This is a genomic window from Streptomyces sp. TLI_105 (genome assembly GCF_900105415.1).
In the GTDB taxonomy this organism is placed as follows: domain Bacteria; phylum Actinomycetota; class Actinomycetes; order Streptomycetales; family Streptomycetaceae; genus Streptomyces.
Genome location: NZ_FNSM01000001.1, coordinates 5,072,211 through 5,089,213, shown reverse-complemented (window position 1 = coordinate 5,089,213; position 17,003 = coordinate 5,072,211). Strand labels below are relative to the sequence as shown.

Annotated in this window: 9 protein-coding genes; 7 read left to right on the top strand and 2 right to left on the bottom strand. The window is 73.7% G+C overall.

Annotated elements, in window-relative coordinates:
• The first annotated feature begins 171 nt into the window (after positions 1 to 171).
• The 4 genes from BLW86_RS23290 (at position 172) to BLW86_RS23275 (ending at position 7,875) form a co-directional block, all read left to right on the top strand.
• Positions 172 to 4,167, top strand: coding sequence for an FHA domain-containing protein (locus BLW86_RS23290; protein WP_093875842.1), 3,996 nt, complete (start codon positions 172 to 174; stop codon positions 4,165 to 4,167).
• Between the two features lie 123 nt (positions 4,168 to 4,290).
• Positions 4,291 to 5,652 carry an ABC transporter substrate-binding protein gene (locus BLW86_RS23285; RefSeq protein WP_093875841.1) on the top strand — a complete coding sequence of 454 codons (1,362 nt, stop codon included), beginning with the start codon at positions 4,291 to 4,293 and terminating at the stop codon, positions 5,650 to 5,652.
• 7 nt (positions 5,653 to 5,659) lie between these two features.
• Positions 5,660 to 6,967, top strand: coding sequence for a carbohydrate ABC transporter permease (locus tag BLW86_RS23280; RefSeq protein ID WP_093875840.1), 1,308 nt, complete (start codon positions 5,660 to 5,662; stop codon positions 6,965 to 6,967).
• Positions 6,964 to 7,875, top strand: a complete 912-nt coding sequence (locus BLW86_RS23275) for a carbohydrate ABC transporter permease (protein WP_093875839.1) — start codon at positions 6,964 to 6,966, stop codon at positions 7,873 to 7,875. Before BLW86_RS23280 ends, BLW86_RS23275 begins: the two co-directional genes overlap by 4 nt.
• A 10-nt stretch (positions 7,876 to 7,885) precedes the next feature.
• Here the strand turns inward: BLW86_RS23275 and BLW86_RS23270 are convergent, their stop codons facing one another.
• Positions 7,886 to 8,485 carry a TetR/AcrR family transcriptional regulator gene (locus tag BLW86_RS23270; protein ID WP_093875838.1) on the bottom strand — a complete coding sequence of 200 codons (600 nt, stop codon included), beginning with the start codon at positions 8,483 to 8,485 and terminating at the stop codon, positions 7,886 to 7,888.
• Positions 8,486 to 8,645: 160 nt separating this feature from the next.
• On the opposite strand from BLW86_RS23270, the gene BLW86_RS23265 reads away from it, so the two are divergent.
• The 3 genes from BLW86_RS23265 to BLW86_RS23255 are packed head-to-tail and all read left to right on the top strand — an operon-like array spanning position 8,646 to position 11,807.
• Positions 8,646 to 9,569 carry an ABC transporter permease gene (locus BLW86_RS23265; protein ID WP_093875837.1) on the top strand — a complete coding sequence of 308 codons (924 nt, stop codon included), beginning with the start codon at positions 8,646 to 8,648 and terminating at the stop codon, positions 9,567 to 9,569.
• The gene (locus BLW86_RS23260) at positions 9,562 to 10,347 is read left to right on the top strand and encodes an ABC transporter ATP-binding protein (RefSeq protein ID WP_093875836.1); all 786 of its coding nucleotides are present in this window, start codon (positions 9,562 to 9,564) and stop codon (positions 10,345 to 10,347) included. Before BLW86_RS23265 ends, BLW86_RS23260 begins: the two co-directional genes overlap by 8 nt.
• 38 nt (positions 10,348 to 10,385) lie before the next feature.
• A complete protein-coding gene (locus BLW86_RS23255) occupies positions 10,386 to 11,807 on the top strand; it encodes a glycosyltransferase family 87 protein (RefSeq protein ID WP_371129566.1) in 1,422 nt (473 codons plus the stop codon).
• A gap of 56 nt (positions 11,808 to 11,863) precedes the next feature.
• Here the strand turns inward: BLW86_RS23255 and BLW86_RS23250 are convergent, their stop codons facing one another.
• Complete coding sequence (locus BLW86_RS23250; protein WP_093875835.1) at positions 11,864 to 16,831, bottom strand: NAD-glutamate dehydrogenase; 4,968 nt, start codon at positions 16,829 to 16,831, stop codon at positions 11,864 to 11,866.
• Between the last annotated feature and the right edge of the window lie 172 nt (positions 16,832 to 17,003).

The following is a 17,003-nucleotide window of genomic DNA, read 5'->3' as shown; positions in this document are numbered from 1 at the left end:
GTGTTGTCGGTGGCAGGTGCGAGGATGCCTCCAGCACGTCGCGTCGACGGGGTCGGGAGCCCCCGCGCCGTGCCGACCTGTACCGGGCGACGCGTCCGTGCCGGGTGGGGGGAGACACAGGGCGGTTCCCCCCTGCCGAGCCGGCTCGCGCAGAAGGGACCGCTGACGGCGATGCAGATCCGGCTGACCGTCCTCGCGCCGTACGCCGGCCACGGCGCCGGGCGCGCCTGCGACGTGCTCGTCACGGCCCCCGCCGGGACGGCTCTCGCCGCCGTGGCCTCGAACCTCGCCGCCGCCGTCACCGGCCCCGACACCTCCGCCTCGGGCACGACCGTGCTCTACGCGGGCGCGGAGCGGCTCGACGGCCGCCGCTGCGTCCTCGGCGAGCCCCCGCTGGTCGACGGCGCGGTCCTCTCCCTCCAGGTCCCCGGCCCGGACGACCGGGTCGACGAGACGGCCTGCGCCCGGCTGCACGTGGTGGCCGGCCCGGACGCGGGCGGAGTGCACCTGCTGCACGGCGGAGCGATCAGAATCGGCCGTTCCGTCGACGCCGACGTGCCCCTCGACGACCCCGACGTCTCCCGCGCCCACTGCACGGTGACCGTCGGCGAGGACGGCCGGGTCACGGTCTCCGACCGCGGCTCGACGAACGGCACGACGCTCGACGGCGTGCCCGTCGGCGACCGCCCGGTGCCGCTCCGCCCGGGCGCGCTGCTGCGCCTCGGCGAGTCCGCCCTCCGGCTGACGGGCCCCGTCGGCGCCCCCGGTGGCACGGACGCGGTGGCGACCGCCCCGGACGGCGAGGGCCACCTGCGCGTCGCGCACGGGACGCACCTGCCGGACCGCACCGCTCAGGTGGGACCGGGCGAGGACACCACCCACGGCGGAGCGCGCGGCATCGCGTACGGCGAGGTCTACGACGGGGGCCACGCGCACGCGGGGGACCCGCACGACCGGTACGGCGGGCCCGACAAGCACGCAGTCCACGACGACGGCGAGCCGCACGCCAGGACCCGGGGGACCGACCGGCCCCGGGACCGGGGGGACGCTCCCGCGGCGTCTCCCGCGTCCGCGCGCGGCGGCAAGCGCGGGCTCGGCGCGTGGGCCCGGCGCCTCGCGGGCGGCCGCGAGGAGCTCCCGGCCCCCGCCGGCCTCCACGACTCCCCGGACACGCACGCGGGCACCCGTCCCGGCCCCGGCGCCCGGGACGGCGCCCCCGGCCCCGTACCGCGCGCCGACACCTGGCCCGACCCGGCCACCGTCCTGCTCACCGCCCTCGGCCCGGGCCCCCGGCTCTGGGAGCGGTCCCAGGACCACCCCGAGTCCCTGGTGGTCCGGCTCGGCACGACCGACCGCGCCGAACTCTCCGGCGTGCCGGTCACCGTCGGACTGCGCGAGGCCGGGTCCCTCGGCCTGGCGGGCCCCGGCGACCGGCTCGCCGGGCTCGCGCGCTCGGTGGTGGCCCAGCTCGCCGCCCTGCACTCCCCCTCCGACCTGGAGATCGTCCTCATCAGCGCCGACCGGAACCGCTCCCTGGAGGAGCGGCGCCGCGCCTGGGGCTGGCTCGGCTGGCTCCCGCACGTCCGGCCGGCCCACGGCCAGGACTGCCGGCTGCTCCTGGCGTACGACCGCGACCAGGCCCACGCGCGTGCGGCCGAGCTGACCCGGCGGCTCGACGACGGCCCGCTCGGCCCCGGCTGGCCCAGCGCCGACCGCGCGTCCGTCGCCGAGGCCGCCGCCCGCCACGACGGGCCGACGACGGTCGTCATCGTCGACGGCGACCCCGGATCGGCGGCCCTCCGCGAGACGGTCGCGCGGCTCGCGGGCGCGGGCGCGGCGGCCGGCATCCACCTCCTGTGCCTCGCCGAGGCGCCCTCCGCCACCCCGGACTCGCCCGTGGCCGCCACGTACGAGGCCGCGTGCGCCGCGTCCCTCGCCTTCCGCGAGTGCGGGGCCGCGACGCTCCTGAGCGGTGACGTGGCGACGGCCCTGCGGCTGCTCCGGACCTCCGGCGGCCGGCTCGCGGGCCACGGCACCGTCGGCGTCGTCGACGCGGTCTCCGTCGCCTGGGCCGAGCGGTTCGGCCGGGCCCTCGCCCCGCTGCGCCCCGAGACGGCCGCGGCACCGGGCGCCCGGGCCGCCGCGCTGCCCCCGTCGGCCCGGCTCCTCGACGAGCTCGGGCTCGCCCGGGCCACCCCCGCCTCCCTGATGGCCCGCTGGGCCTCCGCCGGGGACGGCACGGCCGTCCTGGGCGCGGGGCCGCGCGGACCGCTCTCCGTGGACCTCACCAAGGAGGGCCCGCACCTGCTGATCGAGGGCCCGGCGGGCAGCGGACGCACGGAGCTGCTCCGCTCGATCGCCGCCTCGCTCGCGGCGGGCGGCCGCCCCGACCGGCTCGGGCTGCTCCTCGTGGACGGCGCGGGCGGCGAGCGCGGCGAGGGCCTCTCGGCCTGCACGGAGCTGCCGCACGTCACCGAGCACCTGGTCGCCTCGGACCCGGTGCGGATGCGGGAGTTCGCGCAGGCGCTCGGCGCCGAGCTGAAGCGCCGGGCGGAGCTGCTGGGCGACGGGCACTTCGCCGACCGCCGGGGCGGCCGCACGCCCGTCGCCGACCGGCTGATCGGGCAGCGCGCCCCGAGCGCGGCGGAGACCGTGCCCCAGGGCGCCCGCGCGACCGTCCGCGTCCCGGACACCGGCGACCTCGCGGACCGCCCGAGCGGCCGCACGCTGCGCACGGGCGACGGCACGATCGGCGCGCTCCCGAGCAGCGGCCGCGTGCCGCGCGCGGGCGCGGACGACGTGACGGGCCGCACGAGCGGCCGCGTCCCGCAGCCGGGTACGGGCGACCTCGGCGGCCGCGCCGGCGGCCGCACCCTCCGCACGACCGACTCCGCCCCCACGAACCACCCGGCCGTCCGCCCCTCGCGGGGAGGCGCCGACGACGTGACGGGCCGTACGAGCGGCCGCGTGCCGTACCCCTCCGGCGAGGACCTCACCGGCCGCTCCAGCGGTCGTACCCCGTACCCGGGCGCCGACGACGTGACGGGCCGCACGAGCGGCCGCGTGCCGTACCCCGGCGCGGACGACGTGGCGGGCCGCTCCAGCGGTCGGGTCCCGTACCCCTCCGCCGACGACGTCACCGGCCGCGCCGGCGGCCGTACCCCGTACCCCGGCGCAGGCGATCTCGGCGACCGCCCGAGCGGGCGCGTCCCCCGTGCCGGGGACGGGGGCCTCGACGAGCGGTCCGGGGCGCGGGCGCGGTCCGGTGGGGACGCCTTCCTGGCCGATACGCCCAGTGGGCGGCTGCCGCGGCGGGACGGCGGGCCCCTCGACGACCGCCCGAGCAGCCGCACCCTCCGCACGGGCGACGGCGACCTCACCGAGCACCCGAGCGGCCGCGTCCCGCGCGGAGGCGCGGACGACGTGACGGGCCGGACGAGCGGGCGCGTCCCGTACCCCGGCGCGGACGACCTCACCGGCCGGAGCAGCGGCCGCGTCGCCCGTCCCGCCCCCGACGACCTCACCGCCCGGGCCAGCGGCCGCATCCCCCGCCCCGCCACCGAGGACTCCGCGGGGCGGATCCCCCGGCCCGCTTCCGGGGAGCAGGGGGCCGGGCGGGCGGCAGGAGCCGGGCAGTTGCCGCGGCTCGTCGTGCTCGTCGACGACTTCGACGCCCTGGTAGCCCCCGCGCTCGGCGCTCCCGGCCGGCCCGCCGCCGGGTCCGTCGTGCGGGTCCTGGAGGCCATCGCGCGGAACGGCGAGCGGCTCGGGGTGCACCTCGTGGCGACCTCGGCGCGTCCGGACCGGACCGTCGACACGGAGCTGGCCCACGGGGCCCGGCTGCGGATCGTGCTCGACGCGCCGCCGGTGGCGGCGGGCCCGGACGTGCCGGCGGCCGGGCGGGGCCGTCTCGGGCATCCGGACGGCCGGGTGACCCCCTTCCAGACGGGTCGCGTCACGGGCCGGATCCCCCGGACGGCGACGCTCCGTCCGACGGTCGTCCCGCTGGAGTGGGAGCGGATGGGCGACCCGCCCACCCGTCGCCCGGTCCGTGAGCTGGGCAACGGACCGACGGACCTGGCGCTCCTGGCCAGCGCGCTGGACCGGGCGGCGCGCTCGGTCGAGGCGACGCCAATAGCCCCGCTGACCCCGGCCACGCACGGCTGACGCCACGTCACGAGGGCGTCACGATCGTCCGCTTGACACGGGAGGCGGTATTGCGGGGCTCCGCGGCCCGGCGTAGACCTGTCGGCACGGGACAGCGAAGCGCACGGGAGAGACGGGGCAGCGATGCGTACAACTCTTCGGCCACGCAGGGCCGCAGTGACCTTCACGGCGTTGACGGCGGTGGCCGCACTCGCCCTCGCGGGCTGCGGCGACGGCGGCACCTCGAAGGACCCGGAGCCCGCACCGGGCCGCGACCTCTCCCTCAAGGGCGAGAAGATCGAGGTCGCCGCCGTCTGGACGGGCCCGGAGCAGGAGAACTTCACCAAGGTCCTGAAGGAGTTCGAGAGGCGCACCGGTGCGACCGTCACCTTCGTGCCCGCACAGGACCCGATCGTGAACTTCCTCGGCACGAAGATCGCCGGCGGTGCGCCGCCGGACGTGGCGATGCTCCCGCAGGTGGGCGCGATCCAGCAGGCCGCCGCGCAGAAGTGGCTGAAGCCGGTCGGCCCGGAGGTCAAGTCCCAGCTGGCGGCGAACTACTCGCGCGGCTGGCAGGAGCTCGGCGCGGTGGACGGCACCCAGTACGGGGTCTACTTCAAGGCCGCCAACAAGTCCCTGGTCTGGTACAACACCGCCGTCTTCGAGAACGCGGGCGCCTCGGAGCCGAAGACCTGGAAGGAGTTCCTCGCCACCGCCGAGACGATCTCGGCCTCCGGCGTGACCCCGGTCTCGGTCGGCGGCGCGGACGGCTGGACGCTCACCGACTGGTTCGAGAACGTCTATCTCTCCCAGGCCGGCCCGGCCAAGTACGACCAGCTGGCGAAGCACGAGATCAAGTGGACGGACCCGTCCGTCGCCGCCGCCCTGAAGACCCTCGCCGAGCTCTTCGGCAAGCCGGCGCTGATCGCGGGCGGGCCGACCGGTGCGCTGCAGACGGAGTACCCGGCCTCGGTCACGCAGACCTTCACGGGCGGCGACCAGCCCAAGGGGGCGATGGTCTTCGAGGGCGACTTCGCCGCCGTCAACATCGCGCAGACCAAGGCGGAGATCGGGAAGGACGCGAAGGTCTTCCCCTTCCCGAAGGTCGGCGACGGCGGCACCGCCCCGGTGGTGACGGCCGGCGACGCGGCCGTGGCCCTGAAGGACACCAAGGGCGCGCAGGCGCTGCTCGCCTTCCTCGCCTCGCCGGACGCGGCGAAGATCTGGGCGGCCGAGGGCGGGTTCCTCTCCCCCAACAAGAACCTGGACCCGGCGGCGTACCCGAACGACGTCCAGCGGGAGATCGCCAAGGCGCTCATCGGGGCCGGTGACGACTTCCGCTTCGACATGTCGGACCAGATGCCGCAGTCCTTCGGCGGGACGCCGGGCAAGGGCGAGTGGAAGGCGCTCCAGGACTTCCTGAAGAACCCGAAGGACGTCGCCGGGGCCCAGGCGCGTCTGGAGGCGGACGCGGCGAAGGCGTACAAGGCCGCCGCGAAGGGCTGAGGCCGACATGCCGGCCACCAGGACCAGAAGCAGGAGCAGGAGCAGGACCGTGGCGGCGGGGTTCCTGCTCCCCGCCCTGCTCCTGCTCGGCGCGCTCGTCGTCTACCCGATCGGGTACTCCGTCCGGCGTTCGTTCTTCGACCGTTCCGGCGCCTCCTTCGTCGGCCTCGACAACTACCTGGCGCTCGTCACCGACGACTCGCTCCGCACCGCCGTCCGCAACAACCTGATCTGGCTGGTGGTGGCCCCGGCGGTCGCCACCGCGCTCGGTCTGGTCTTCGCGGTGCTGACCGAACGCGTGCGCTGGGGGACGGCGTTCAAGCTGGTCGTCTTCATGCCGATGGCGATCTCGATGCTCGCCGCCGGGATCATCTTCCGGCTCGTCTACGAGCAGGACCCGGACCGCGGGGTCGCCAACGCCGTCTGGGTCGGGGTCCACGACACCTTCGCCGAGTCCTCCGGCTTCCCCCGGGCCCGGCCGCTGCCCGTCCATCCGCTGGAGGCGGCGGGCGGCGGGGCGTTCGTCACGAAGGAGCCGGTCCGGGCGGGGGTGCCGGTGCTGCTGCCGCTGGTCGGGGTGGCGCCGGCGCAGATGCCCCAGGACGCCCGCCCGGCGCACGCGCCGGCACCCGCGTCCACCGGGATCACCGGAACGGCCTGGCTGGACTTCACGCGGGGCGGCGGCGGGAAGCCGAACGCGGTCGATCCGGAGGAGCTGGGCCTGAAGGGGCTGCGGATCGAGGCGGTACGGGACGGGAAGGTGGTCGCCACGGCCACGGCGGCGGCCGACGGCAGCTTCACCCTGCCGGCGGACCGCGCCGACGGAGCCGTACTGCGGCTGCCCGCGAGCAACTTCCGGGAGCAGTACAACGGCGTGGAGTGGCTGGGCCCCTCGCTCGTCACCCCGGCCGTGATCGGGGCGTACGTGTGGATGTGGGCCGGGTTCGCGATGGTCCTGATCGGCGCCGGGCTCGCGGCCGTACCGCGCGAACTCCTGGAGGCGGCGCGGGTGGACGGGGCGAACGAGTGGCAGGTGTTCCGGCGGATCACGGTGCCGCTCCTGGCGCCCGTCCTCGTGGTCGTCCTGGTCACCCTGATGATCAACGTGCTCAAGGTCTTCGACCTGGTCTTCGTCATCGCGCCGGGCTCCGCGCAGGACGACGCGAACGTGCTCGCGCTCCAGCTGTACCGCTCGTCCTTCGGCACGGACGCGGACCTCGGGGTCGGCTCGGCCATCGCCGTCGTCCTGCTCCTCCTCGTGCTGCCGGTGATGGTGGTCAACATCCGCCGCATCCGAAGGGAGTCCCGCCGATGACGTCGCTCACCACCGAGACCGCCGCCGAGGCCACCCCTCGGAGCACCCCCGGGTCCGGCACGCGCCTCGCCGCCCGGCTCGCCGGCGGGGCCGCGTCCGGCGCCGTCCGGGTCTTCCTCGTCCTCGCCGGCCTGTTCTGGCTGATGCCGACGGTCGGGCTGCTGCTCTCCTCGCTCCGCTCGCCGTCCGACATCGCGGCGAGCGGCTGGTGGCAGGTCTTCACGGCCCCGGCGCAGTTGACCACCGAGAACTACACCCGTCTCCTCGCGAACGACACGATCACCGGCTCGCTGCTCTCCACCGTCCTGATCACCGTCCCGGCCACCCTCCTGGTCCTCCTCATCGGCTCGCTCGCCGGTTACGCCTTCGCGTGGCTGGAGTTCCCGGGCCGGGACTGGTGGTTCCTGGGTGTGGTCGCGCTCCTCGTGGTCCCGGTGCAGGTGGCCCTGGTGCCGGTGTCGAAGCTGTTCGGGGCGGTGGGGCTCTTCGAGACGACGGCCGGGGTGGTCCTCTTCCACACGGCCTTCGGCCTGCCGTTCGCGATCTTCCTGCTGCGGAACTTCTTCGCGGAGATCCCGCGCGAACTCCTCGAGGCCGCGCGGCTCGACGGGGCGGGCGAGATCCGTCTCTTCACCCGGGTGGTGCTGCCGCTCGGCGGTCCGGCGATCGCCTCGCTGGGGATCTTCCAGTTCCTGTGGGTGTGGAACGACATGCTGGTCGCGCTGATCTTCGCGGACTCGCAGTCGCCGCCGATCACGGTGGCGCTCCAGCAGCAGGTGCGCCAGTTCGGCAACAACGTGGACGTGCTCGCGCCGGGGGCGTTCGTGTCGATGGTGGTGCCGCTGGTGGTGTTCTTCGCGTTCCAGCGGCAGTTCGCGTCGGGGGTGATGGCGGGCGCGGTGAAGTAGCGCCCGCCGGTCAGGCCCTGAGCGCCGCCACCGCCGAGCGCGCGAGTTCGTCCACGTACCCCTTCGGCAGGGGCGTACGGACGACGACGAGGCGCCAGTAGAGCGGGCCGACGGCCAGGTCGAGGGCCTTGCCCGGGTCGGCGCCCTCGGGGAGTTCGCCGCGGGCGACGGCCTCGCGGACGATCTGGGTCATGACGCCCTGCTGCCCGTCGAGCAGCACGGCCTTGACGGTCTCGGCGATCTCGGGGTGGCGGGCGGCCTCGACGAGCAGGTCCGGGATGACCTGGGAGGCGACCGGGTGGCGCAGGGCGTGCGAGGCCACTTCGAGGAGGGCGCGCACGTCCCCGTACAGGGAGCCGCTGGCGGGTGCCGGGAGGCCCTGGGCGGCGAAGGCGCCGACGAGGTCGAGGACGAGGGAGAGCTTGGACTTCCAGCGCCGGTAGACGGCGGTCTTGCCGACGCCCGCGCGGCGCGCGATGCCCTCGATGGACATCCGGGCGTAGCCGACGGCCGCGAGCTCCTCGAAGACGGCGGCGCGGATGGCCTCGGTCACGTCCTCGCGGAGTACGGCGGCTCCGGCGGGGGCGCGGCGGGGGGTCGGGTCGGTCATGAACGGCATCCTAACCAACGGCGATATCCCGGAGGCGTTACGACGATACGGTTGCGTTCCGTCGTGGGAGCGTCCTAACCTCACCGTAGCGACGATACGGACCCGTCCCATCGCCGACGGCCTCACGCGCCCCCGTACCCCTCGTCGAAAGCGCCCGCCCGTGACCACGACCCTGGCCCCACCCGCACCTCAGACGCAGACACCGGCCGCCCCCGCGGAGGACCTCGGCGCCCTCGCCCGCCGCCACGGCCTGAGCGTCAGCGGCGCCCGCCCCTCGCTCCCCGCCTACGTGCGGCAGCTCTGGTCCCGCCGCGACTTCGTCGCCGCCTTCGCCACCGCCCGCCTCACCGCCCAGTTCAGCCAGGCGCGCCTCGGCCAGGTCTGGCAGGTGATGACCCCGCTCCTCAACGCGGCCGTGTACTACCTGATCTTCGGCGTCCTGATGAACGCGAAGAGCGGCGTGCCCGACTACGTGCCCTTCCTGGTGACCGGCATCTTCGTGTGGACCTTCACCGCCAACACGGTCCAGGCCGGCACCCGGGCGATCAGCGGCAACCTGGGCCTCGTCCGCGCCCTGCACTTCCCGCGCGCGAGCCTGCCGATCTCGCTCGCCTTCCAGCAGCTCCAGCAGCTGCTGTTCTCGCTCGCCGTGCTCGTCGCGCTCCTGGCCTGCTTCGGCGAGTTCCCCGGCCGGAGCTGGCTGCTCGCCGTCCCGGCGCTGTTCCTGCAGGCGCTGTTCAACACGGGCGTGGCGCTGGTGCTGGCCCGGGTCGCGGCCCGCACCCCGGACGTCAGCCAGCTGATGCCGTTCGTGCTGCGCACCTGGATGTACGCCTCGGGCGCCATGTTCTCGATCCAGAACCTGGCGGCCAGCGGCCGCTTCCCGGAGGCCGTGGTCCTCGCGCTCCAGTGCAACCCGGCGGCGGTCTACATCGACCTCATGCGCTTCGCCCTGATCGAGAGCTTCACGGCGGCGCAGCTGCCGCCGCACGTGTGGGCGCTCGCCGCGGGCTGGGCCCTGCTGGCCTTCGGGGGCGGTTTCGTCTGGTTCTGGAAGGCGGAGGAGACGTACGGCCGTGGCTGAACCCTCGAAGGCGCCCACGGTCGTGGCCGACGGCGTCCACATCACGTACACCGTCCACGGCGGGCACCCCGGCGGCCGGGGCGGCGCCACCGCCGCGCTCGGCCGGATGCTGCGCCGCCGCACGGCTCCGGCCGGCCGCCGGGTCCACGCCGTGAAGGGCGTCAGTTTCGTCGCGTACCGGGGCGAGGCAATTGGCCTGATCGGTTCGAACGGATCAGGGAAATCCACCCTCCTGAAGGCCGTCGCGGGCCTCCAGCCCGTGGACCGGGGGCGGATCTACACCCACGGGCGGCCCTCCCTCCTCGGCGTGAACGCGGCCCTGATGGACGATCTGACCGGCGAGCGGAACGTGATCCTGGGCGGCCTCGCGATGGGCATGAGCCGCACGGAGGTCCGGGAGCGCTACGACGGGATCGTCGACTTCTCCGGCATCAACGAGAAGGACGACGCGATCTCCCGCCCGATGCGGACGTACTCCTCCGGGATGGGCGCGCGGCTGCGCTTCTCCATCGCCGCCGCGAAGAGCCACGACGTGCTCCTCATCGACGAGGCCCTGTCGACCGGCGACGCGCGTTTCCGCCGCCGCAGCCAGGAACGGATCGACGAGCTGCGGGCGGAGGCGGGGACGGTCTTCCTGGTCAGCCACGCGAACTCCACGATCACGCAGACCTGCGACCGGGCGCTGTGGCTGGAGGCGGGGACGCTGCGGATGGACGGGCCGGCGAAGGAGGTGGTGGCGGCATACGAGGAGTTCACGGCCGGGCCGAGAGCGAAGTAACCGAACAAACAAGACATCGCGGTCTAAAGTGCGGTGGGATGACGAACGATCACCCTGAGTCGCCGCCCCGCCCCGGAAGCGAAGCCCGCTCCCGCTCCGGGCGCGAAGCCCGGTCTCCCTCCGGAAGCGAAGCCCGGCCCCGCTCCGAAGGCGAAACCCGGTCCCGCCCCGGAGGCGAAACCCCGGCCCCGCCCCGCTCCGCGAGCGAACCCCCCGCCCTCACCAAGTCCCCCTTCGACTCGGACACCTTCACCTCGGCCACCTTCGTCACCGTCAGCCGCAGCCCCGACCTCGCCCTCGCCGCCGTCTGGATCCTCGCCCGGGCGGGCATGCTCCTGCTGCTCGTCCGCGACGACCTCGGCATCGGCGGGGTGGGCCGCGAAGTGGGCCTCTACCAGTACTGGTACGGGCAGTTCGCCGCCGGCACCTTCCCGCCCGGCGACGCCATGTGGCAGTACCCGCCCGGCGCGGGACTCGTGGTCATGGGGCCGGGCCTCCTCCCCTGGCTCACCTACTTCCAGGCCTTCGTCGCCCTCACCCTCCTCGCCGACGCCGTCGTCACGCTCGCCCTCGCCCGCGCCGACAGCACCCACCTCACCCACGGCGCCTGGATCTGGGTCTGCGGCCTCCCCCTCCTCCTCCACCTGCCGCTCGCCCGGTACGACGTACAGACCACCGCCCTCGCCGTGCTCGCCCTGCTCGCCCTCGGCGCCCGCTCCACCACCGCCCACCGGCTCGGCGGCGCGCTCGCCGGGATCGGCGCCATGGTCAAGGTGTGGCCCGCCCTCGCCCTGATCGGCACGCCCCGGGGCCGTACCACCCGGGAGGCCTGGACCGCCGCCGCCGTCACCGCCCTCGTGCTCCTCGCCACCCTGGCGCTGCTCTTCTCCGAGTCGTTGGGCTTCCTGCGCCAGCAGGGCGGCCGCGGCATCCAGATCGAGTCCCTGGGCGGCACGGCCCTCGCGGTGGCCCACGCCACCGGGGCCTGGTCGGGAAGGGTCGACTTCCGCTACGGGGCCTTCGAGTACGTCGGCCCGTACGTCTCCACCCTCGGGCACCTCGCCCTGCTGCTCACCGTCCTCGCCTTCGGCTGGCTGCTCCTGTGGCGCCTCCAGGCCCGCCGCTGGACCCCCGCCACCCCGCTCGACGCGGCCCTCGCCGCCGTCCTGCTCTTCACCGTCACCAGCCGGGTGATCAGCCCCCAGTACATGGTCTGGCTGATCGGCCTCGCCGCCGTCTGCCTGACCTCCCGCCACACCGTGATGCGCCCGGTCGCCCTGCTGCTCCTCCCGGCGGCCGCCCTCAGCTCCCTCGCGTACCCCGTCCTCTACGCGGACGTGGTGGACGGCACCGCCACCGGCCTGGCCGTCATGGTGCTCCGCAACGGCCTGCTCCTCGCGGCGGCCCTGCTCGCCGCCCGCCGCCTGTGGACCTCGACGGCGACACCCGACGCGGAATGAGGAAGGGCCCCGACCGGAACACCGGCGGGGCCCTTCCTCATCGCGCGCCTACGCGACTAGCTGTGCGAGCGGAGCAGCGTCCGCATCGTCCGCATCGCCACCGACAGGTTCGCCAGGTCGAAGGTGTCCGAGCCCTGGATCTCCTCCAGGGTCGTCCGTGCGCGGCCCAGGATCGCCGCGTTCTTCTCCTCCCACTCCTTGAACCGCTCCTCGGGGCTGGTCGTGCCGTTGCCGACCGTCAGGACGTCGGCGGTCAGCGCCGCGTGCGCCGCGAAGAGGTCCTCGCGGATCGAGGCACGGGCCATCGACTGCCACCGGTCGCTGCGCGGCAGCTCGATGATCCGGTCCATCAGGTCGGTGATCCGCAGCCGGTCGGCCAGGTCGTAGTAGACCTCGGCGACCGCGAGCGGCTCCTTGCCCATCCGGTCCGCGATCGCGACGACGTCGAGGATCGGGAAGGCGGAGGAGAAGCCGGCGACGCGCAGCGCGAGCTCCTCCGGCACGCCGACCTCGGTCAGCTCGTCCAGGATCGACTGGTACCACTCCAGGTCCGCGCCGCGCAGCAGCTGCGGCAGCTGGGCCCAGACCTCCTCGACCCGCTCGGCGAAGAACTCGATGGTCTCGCTGAGCTGGAGCGGCTGCGGCCGGTTGTTGAGCAGCCAGCGGGTGCCGCGCTCGACGAGCCGGCGGGAGTGCAGCCGCATCCGGGTCTGGACGTCGGCCGGCACCTGGTTGTCGAGGGCCTCGACGGCGTCCCAGACCTGGCCGAGGCGGAAGACGACCCGGGCGGCGGTCTGCGCGCGGACGATCTCCTCGATCGACGCGCCGGTCTCCTCGCGGAGGCGGTGCAGGAAGGTCGAGCCACCGGTGTTGACGGTGTCGTTGACCAGGACCGTCGTGATGATCTCGCGGCGCAGGGCGTGGTTGTCGACGGCCTCGGGGAACTTCTCGCGCAGCAGCGTCGGGAAGTACGCGTGGAGCAGCCCGCGCAGGTACGGGTCGTCCGGCAGCTCCGTACCGATCAGCTCGTCGGCCACCGTGATCTTGGTGTACGCGAGGAGGACGGCGAGCTCGGGCTGGCTCAGGCCCCGGCCGTTGTTGAGGAGCTCGCGGATCTGCCGGTCGTTGGGCAGGAACTCCAGGGAGCGGTCGAGGGCCCCGTCGCGGCCCAGGCGGCGCATGAAGCGCTGGTGGGCGTGGAGCAGGGACGGCGACTGGGCGACGGCGTTGGCCAGGGCCGTGTTCTGCGCGTAGTTGTTGCGCAGGACGAGCCGGCCGACCTCGTCCGTCATCTCCGCGAGGATCTTGTTGCGCTGCTTGACGGTCATGTCGCCCTCGGCGACGAGCCCGTTGAGCAGGATCTTGATGTTGACCTCGTGGTCGGAGGTGTCGACGCCGGCGCTGTTGTCGATCGCGTCGGTGTTGACCTTGCCGCCCCGGCCCTCGGGGCCGCCGGAGCGGGCGAACTCGATGCGGCCCAGCTGGGTCGCGCCGAGGTTGCCGCCCTCGCCGATGACCTGGGCGCGGACGTTCTGGCCGTCGACGCGGATGGCGTCGTTGGCCTTGTCGCCGACGTCGGCGTTGGACTCGACCGAGGACTTCACGTACGTGCCGATGCCGCCGTTCCACAGCAGGTCGACGGGCGACTGCAGGATCGACTTCATCAGCTCGGCCGGGGTCATCTTGGTGACGCCGTCCTCGATGCCGAGGGCGGCCCGCATCTGCGCGTTGACCGGGATGGACTTGGCGCTGCGCGGGTGGATGCCGCCGCCCGCCGAGAGCAGCGAGGTGTCGTAGTCCGCCCAGGAGGAACGCGGCAGGTCGAAGAGCCGGCGGCGCTCGGCGTACGAGACGGCCGCGTCCGGGTTCGGGTCGATGAAGATGTGGCGGTGGTCGAAGGCGGCGACCAGGCGGATGTGCTCGGAGAGCAGCATGCCGTTGCCGAAGACGTCGCCGGACATGTCGCCGACGCCGACGACGGTGAAGTCCTCGGTCTGGGTGTCGTGGCCCAGCTCGCGGAAGTGCCGCTTGACGGACTCCCAGGCGCCGCGGGCGGTGATGCCCATGCCCTTGTGGTCGTAGCCGGCGGAGCCGCCGGAGGCGAAGGCGTCACCGAGCCAGAAGCCGTAGGACTCCGCGACGCCGTTGGCGATGTCGGAGAAGGTCGCGGTGCCCTTGTCGGCGGCGACCACCAGGTACGTGTCGTCCTCGTCGTGGCGGACCACGTCGACCGGCGGCACGACCTCGCCCGCGACCAGGTTGTCGGTGATGTCGAGGAGCGCCGAGATGAAGGTCTTGTACGAGGCGATGCCCTCGGCCAGCCAGGCGTCCCGGTCCACGGACGGGTCCGGGAGCTGCTTGGCGACGAAGCCGCCCTTGGCGCCGACCGGCACGATGACGGTGTTCTTCACCATCTGCGCCTTGACCAGGCCGAGGATCTCCGTGCGGAAGTCCTCACGGCGGTCGGACCAGCGCAGGCCGCCTCGGGCGACCTTGCCGAAGCGCAGGTGGACGCCCTCGACGCGCGGGGAGTACACCCAGATCTCGAAGGCCGGGCGCGGCGCCGGCAGGTCCGGGATGGCCTGCGGGTCGAACTTCATCGACACGTAGGAGTGCGGCTTGCCGTCCGCCGCCGTCTGGAAGAAGTTCGTCCGCAGCGTCGCCTTGATGACGGTGAGGAAGGACCGCAGGATCCGGTCCTCGTCCAGGCTCGCGACCTGGTCGAGGGCGCCGTCCAGCTCCTCCAGGATGCCGTCGATCAGCTCGGTGCCGGCGCGCTGGCGCTCCGGCGCCATCCGGGCCTCGAAGAGGGAGACGAGCAGCCGGGTGGTGTGGACGTTGTCCCGGAGGGTGTCCTCCATGTAGTCCTGGCTGAAGGTCGCCCCGGCCTGGCGCAGGTACTTGGCGTAGGCGCGCAGCACCATCGCCTCGCGCCAGGTGAGCCCGGCGGAGAGGACGAGCGAGTTGAAGTTGTCGTTCTCGGCCTGGCCGGTCCAGGTGGCGGCGAAGGCCTCCTGGAAGCGCTCGCGGGCGTCGTCGCCGAGGTAGTCGCCGCCGTTGCCGGAGGCGGCCGGCATCCGCAGACCGAAGTCGTAGATCCAGGCGTGGGTGCGGTCGGCGCAGCGCAGCTCGTACGGGCGCTCGTCGGTCACCTCGACGCCGAGCCGGTTGAGGACCGGCAGGACGGCGGAGAGGGAGATCTGGTCGCCCGTCTTGTAGATCTTGAAGCGGCGCTCGCCGGGCCCGGCGGCGACCGGCTCGTAGAGGGAGAGCGCGAAGTCCTTGCCGCTGGCGGCCAGGTTCTCCATGCGGACAAGGTCGGCGACGGCGGCGCGCGGCGAGTGGTCGGCCTTGTAGCCCTCGGAGAAGGCGTTGCCGTAGCGGCGGAGCAGCTCGGCGGCGCGCTCCTCACCGAACTCGGCGTTCAGCGCCTCGCCGAAGCCGTCGGCCCAGGAGCGGGCGGCCTCGACGAGCCGGGCCTCGATGCGGTCGACGTCGGCGTCGGTGAGCTTCGCCAGCTCGGTGCCGGGCTTGACGCGGACGACGAAGTGCAGCCGGGAGAGGATCGACTCGGTGTTCCAGGCGGTGAAGTCGACGCTGGTGCCGTCGAGCTCCTCCTTCAGGATGTCGATGATCCGCAGCCGGACGCGGGTCGTGTAGCGGTCGCGCGGCAGGTAGACGAGGGCCGAGTAGTAGCGGCCGTACTCGTCCTGGCGCAGGTAGAGCCGCAGCCGGCGGCGCTCCTGCAGGTACAGGACGCTGGTGACGACGGACTGCAGCTGGTCGGCCGGGGTCTGGAAGAGCTCGTCGCGCGGGTAGGTCTCCAGGATCTGGAGCAGGTCGCGGCCGTCGTGACTGTTCGGCGAGAAGCCGGCGCCCGCCAGGACCTCCTGGACCTTGCGCTTGACGACGGGGACCCGGCGGACGGACTCGGTGTAGGCGGCGGACGAGAAGAGGCCGAGGAAGCGGCGCTCGCCGATGACGTTGCCCTCGGCGTCGAACTTCTTCACGCCGACGTAGTCGAGGTACGAGGGGCGGTGCACGGTCGCCCGGCTGTTGGCCTTCGTCAGGATCAGCAGCTTGTGCTCGCGCGCCTTGGCGCGGGCGTCGGCGGGCAGCCGGCTGAAGGAGGGCGAGACGGGGTGGGCGTGGTGGCCCTGGTCGTCGGCGCCGTGCTGCGGGTCGGAGCGCAGGATGCCGAGGCCGGTGCCGGGCACGGCGGACAGGGCGTCACCGTTGACCAGCTCGTACTCGCGGTAGCCGAGGAAGGTGAAGTGGTCGTCGGCGAGCCAGCGCAGCAGCTCGCGGGCCTCCTCCACCTCGGTCGGCCGCAGGTCGGAGGCGGTGGGCTCGTCGGCGAGGCCGTCGGCGATGCGCAGGGCGGCATCGCGCATCTTCTCCCAGTCCTCGACCGTCTCGCGGACGTCGGACAGGACGCGCAGCAGGTCGTTGGTGATCTGCTTGAGGTCGGCGCGGTCGGTCTCGCGGTCGATCTCGACGTGGATCCAGGACTCGGCGAGCGCGTCGTGCGGCAGCTCGCCCTGGATCTGGGTCGACAGGACCTCGATGAGCTTTCCGGCCACGTCACGGCGGACGAGGACCTGCGGGTGGATCACGACGTGGATGCCGCGGCCCTGGCGGGACAGCTCGTTGGTGACCGAGTCGACGAGGAAGGGCATGTCGTCGGTGACGACCTCGACGACGGAGTGGCTGCTGGTCCAGCCGTTCTCCTCCACCGTCGGGGTGTGGACGCGCACGTTCGCGGTGCCCTGCGGGCGGTTCTCCGCGAGCCGGTAGTGAGAGAGCGCGGCACCGAACACGTCGACCGGGTCGCGGTCGGCGAGGTCCTCGGGCGCGGTGTGCAGGTAGTAGCGCTGGAGGTAGTCGAGCACGGTGTCCCGGTCCGGACGCTCCTCCGCGCCCTCCGGGCCCGTGGGAAGTCGCCCCCCGACAGGGCTGTGCTCAGCTACCCGAGCGGCCCTCTCGAGCAGCTCGGCCTTTGCTTCGTCCAGCTTGGTCTGCATGTCCTCTGACTCCTGTCGCGCGCCGTTGCGTGACGTCGGTGGAAGAAAGGGCACAACGCCACGACGCGGTGATTCCGGTCAGAGTCGACGTTATGCCCGGATGAGAGATGCCCGGGCCGTTATCGGCCACGGAACGTGGCGCGCCCGGACGGAGAGGATCGGCGAACGCACG

Bases quoted from the DNA above. Each gene is read 5' to 3' on its own strand.
- BLW86_RS23290 (WP_093875842.1), top strand. From the start codon at position 172: ATGCAGATCCGGCTGACCGTCCTCGCGCCGTACGCCGGCCACGGCGCC.
- BLW86_RS23285 (WP_093875841.1), top strand. From the start codon at position 4,291: ATGCGTACAACTCTTCGGCCACGCAGGGCCGCAGTGACCTTCACGGCG.
- BLW86_RS23280 (WP_093875840.1), top strand. From the start codon at position 5,660: ATGCCGGCCACCAGGACCAGAAGCAGGAGCAGGAGCAGGACCGTGGCG.
- BLW86_RS23275 (WP_093875839.1), top strand. From the start codon at position 6,964: ATGACGTCGCTCACCACCGAGACCGCCGCCGAGGCCACCCCTCGGAGC.
- BLW86_RS23270 (WP_093875838.1), bottom strand. From the start codon at position 8,485: ATGACCGACCCGACCCCCCGCCGCGCCCCCGCCGGAGCCGCCGTACTC.
- BLW86_RS23255 (WP_371129566.1), top strand. From the start codon at position 10,386: ATGACGAACGATCACCCTGAGTCGCCGCCCCGCCCCGGAAGCGAAGCC.
- BLW86_RS23250 (WP_093875835.1), bottom strand. From the start codon at position 16,831: ATGCAGACCAAGCTGGACGAAGCAAAGGCCGAGCTGCTCGAGAGGGCC.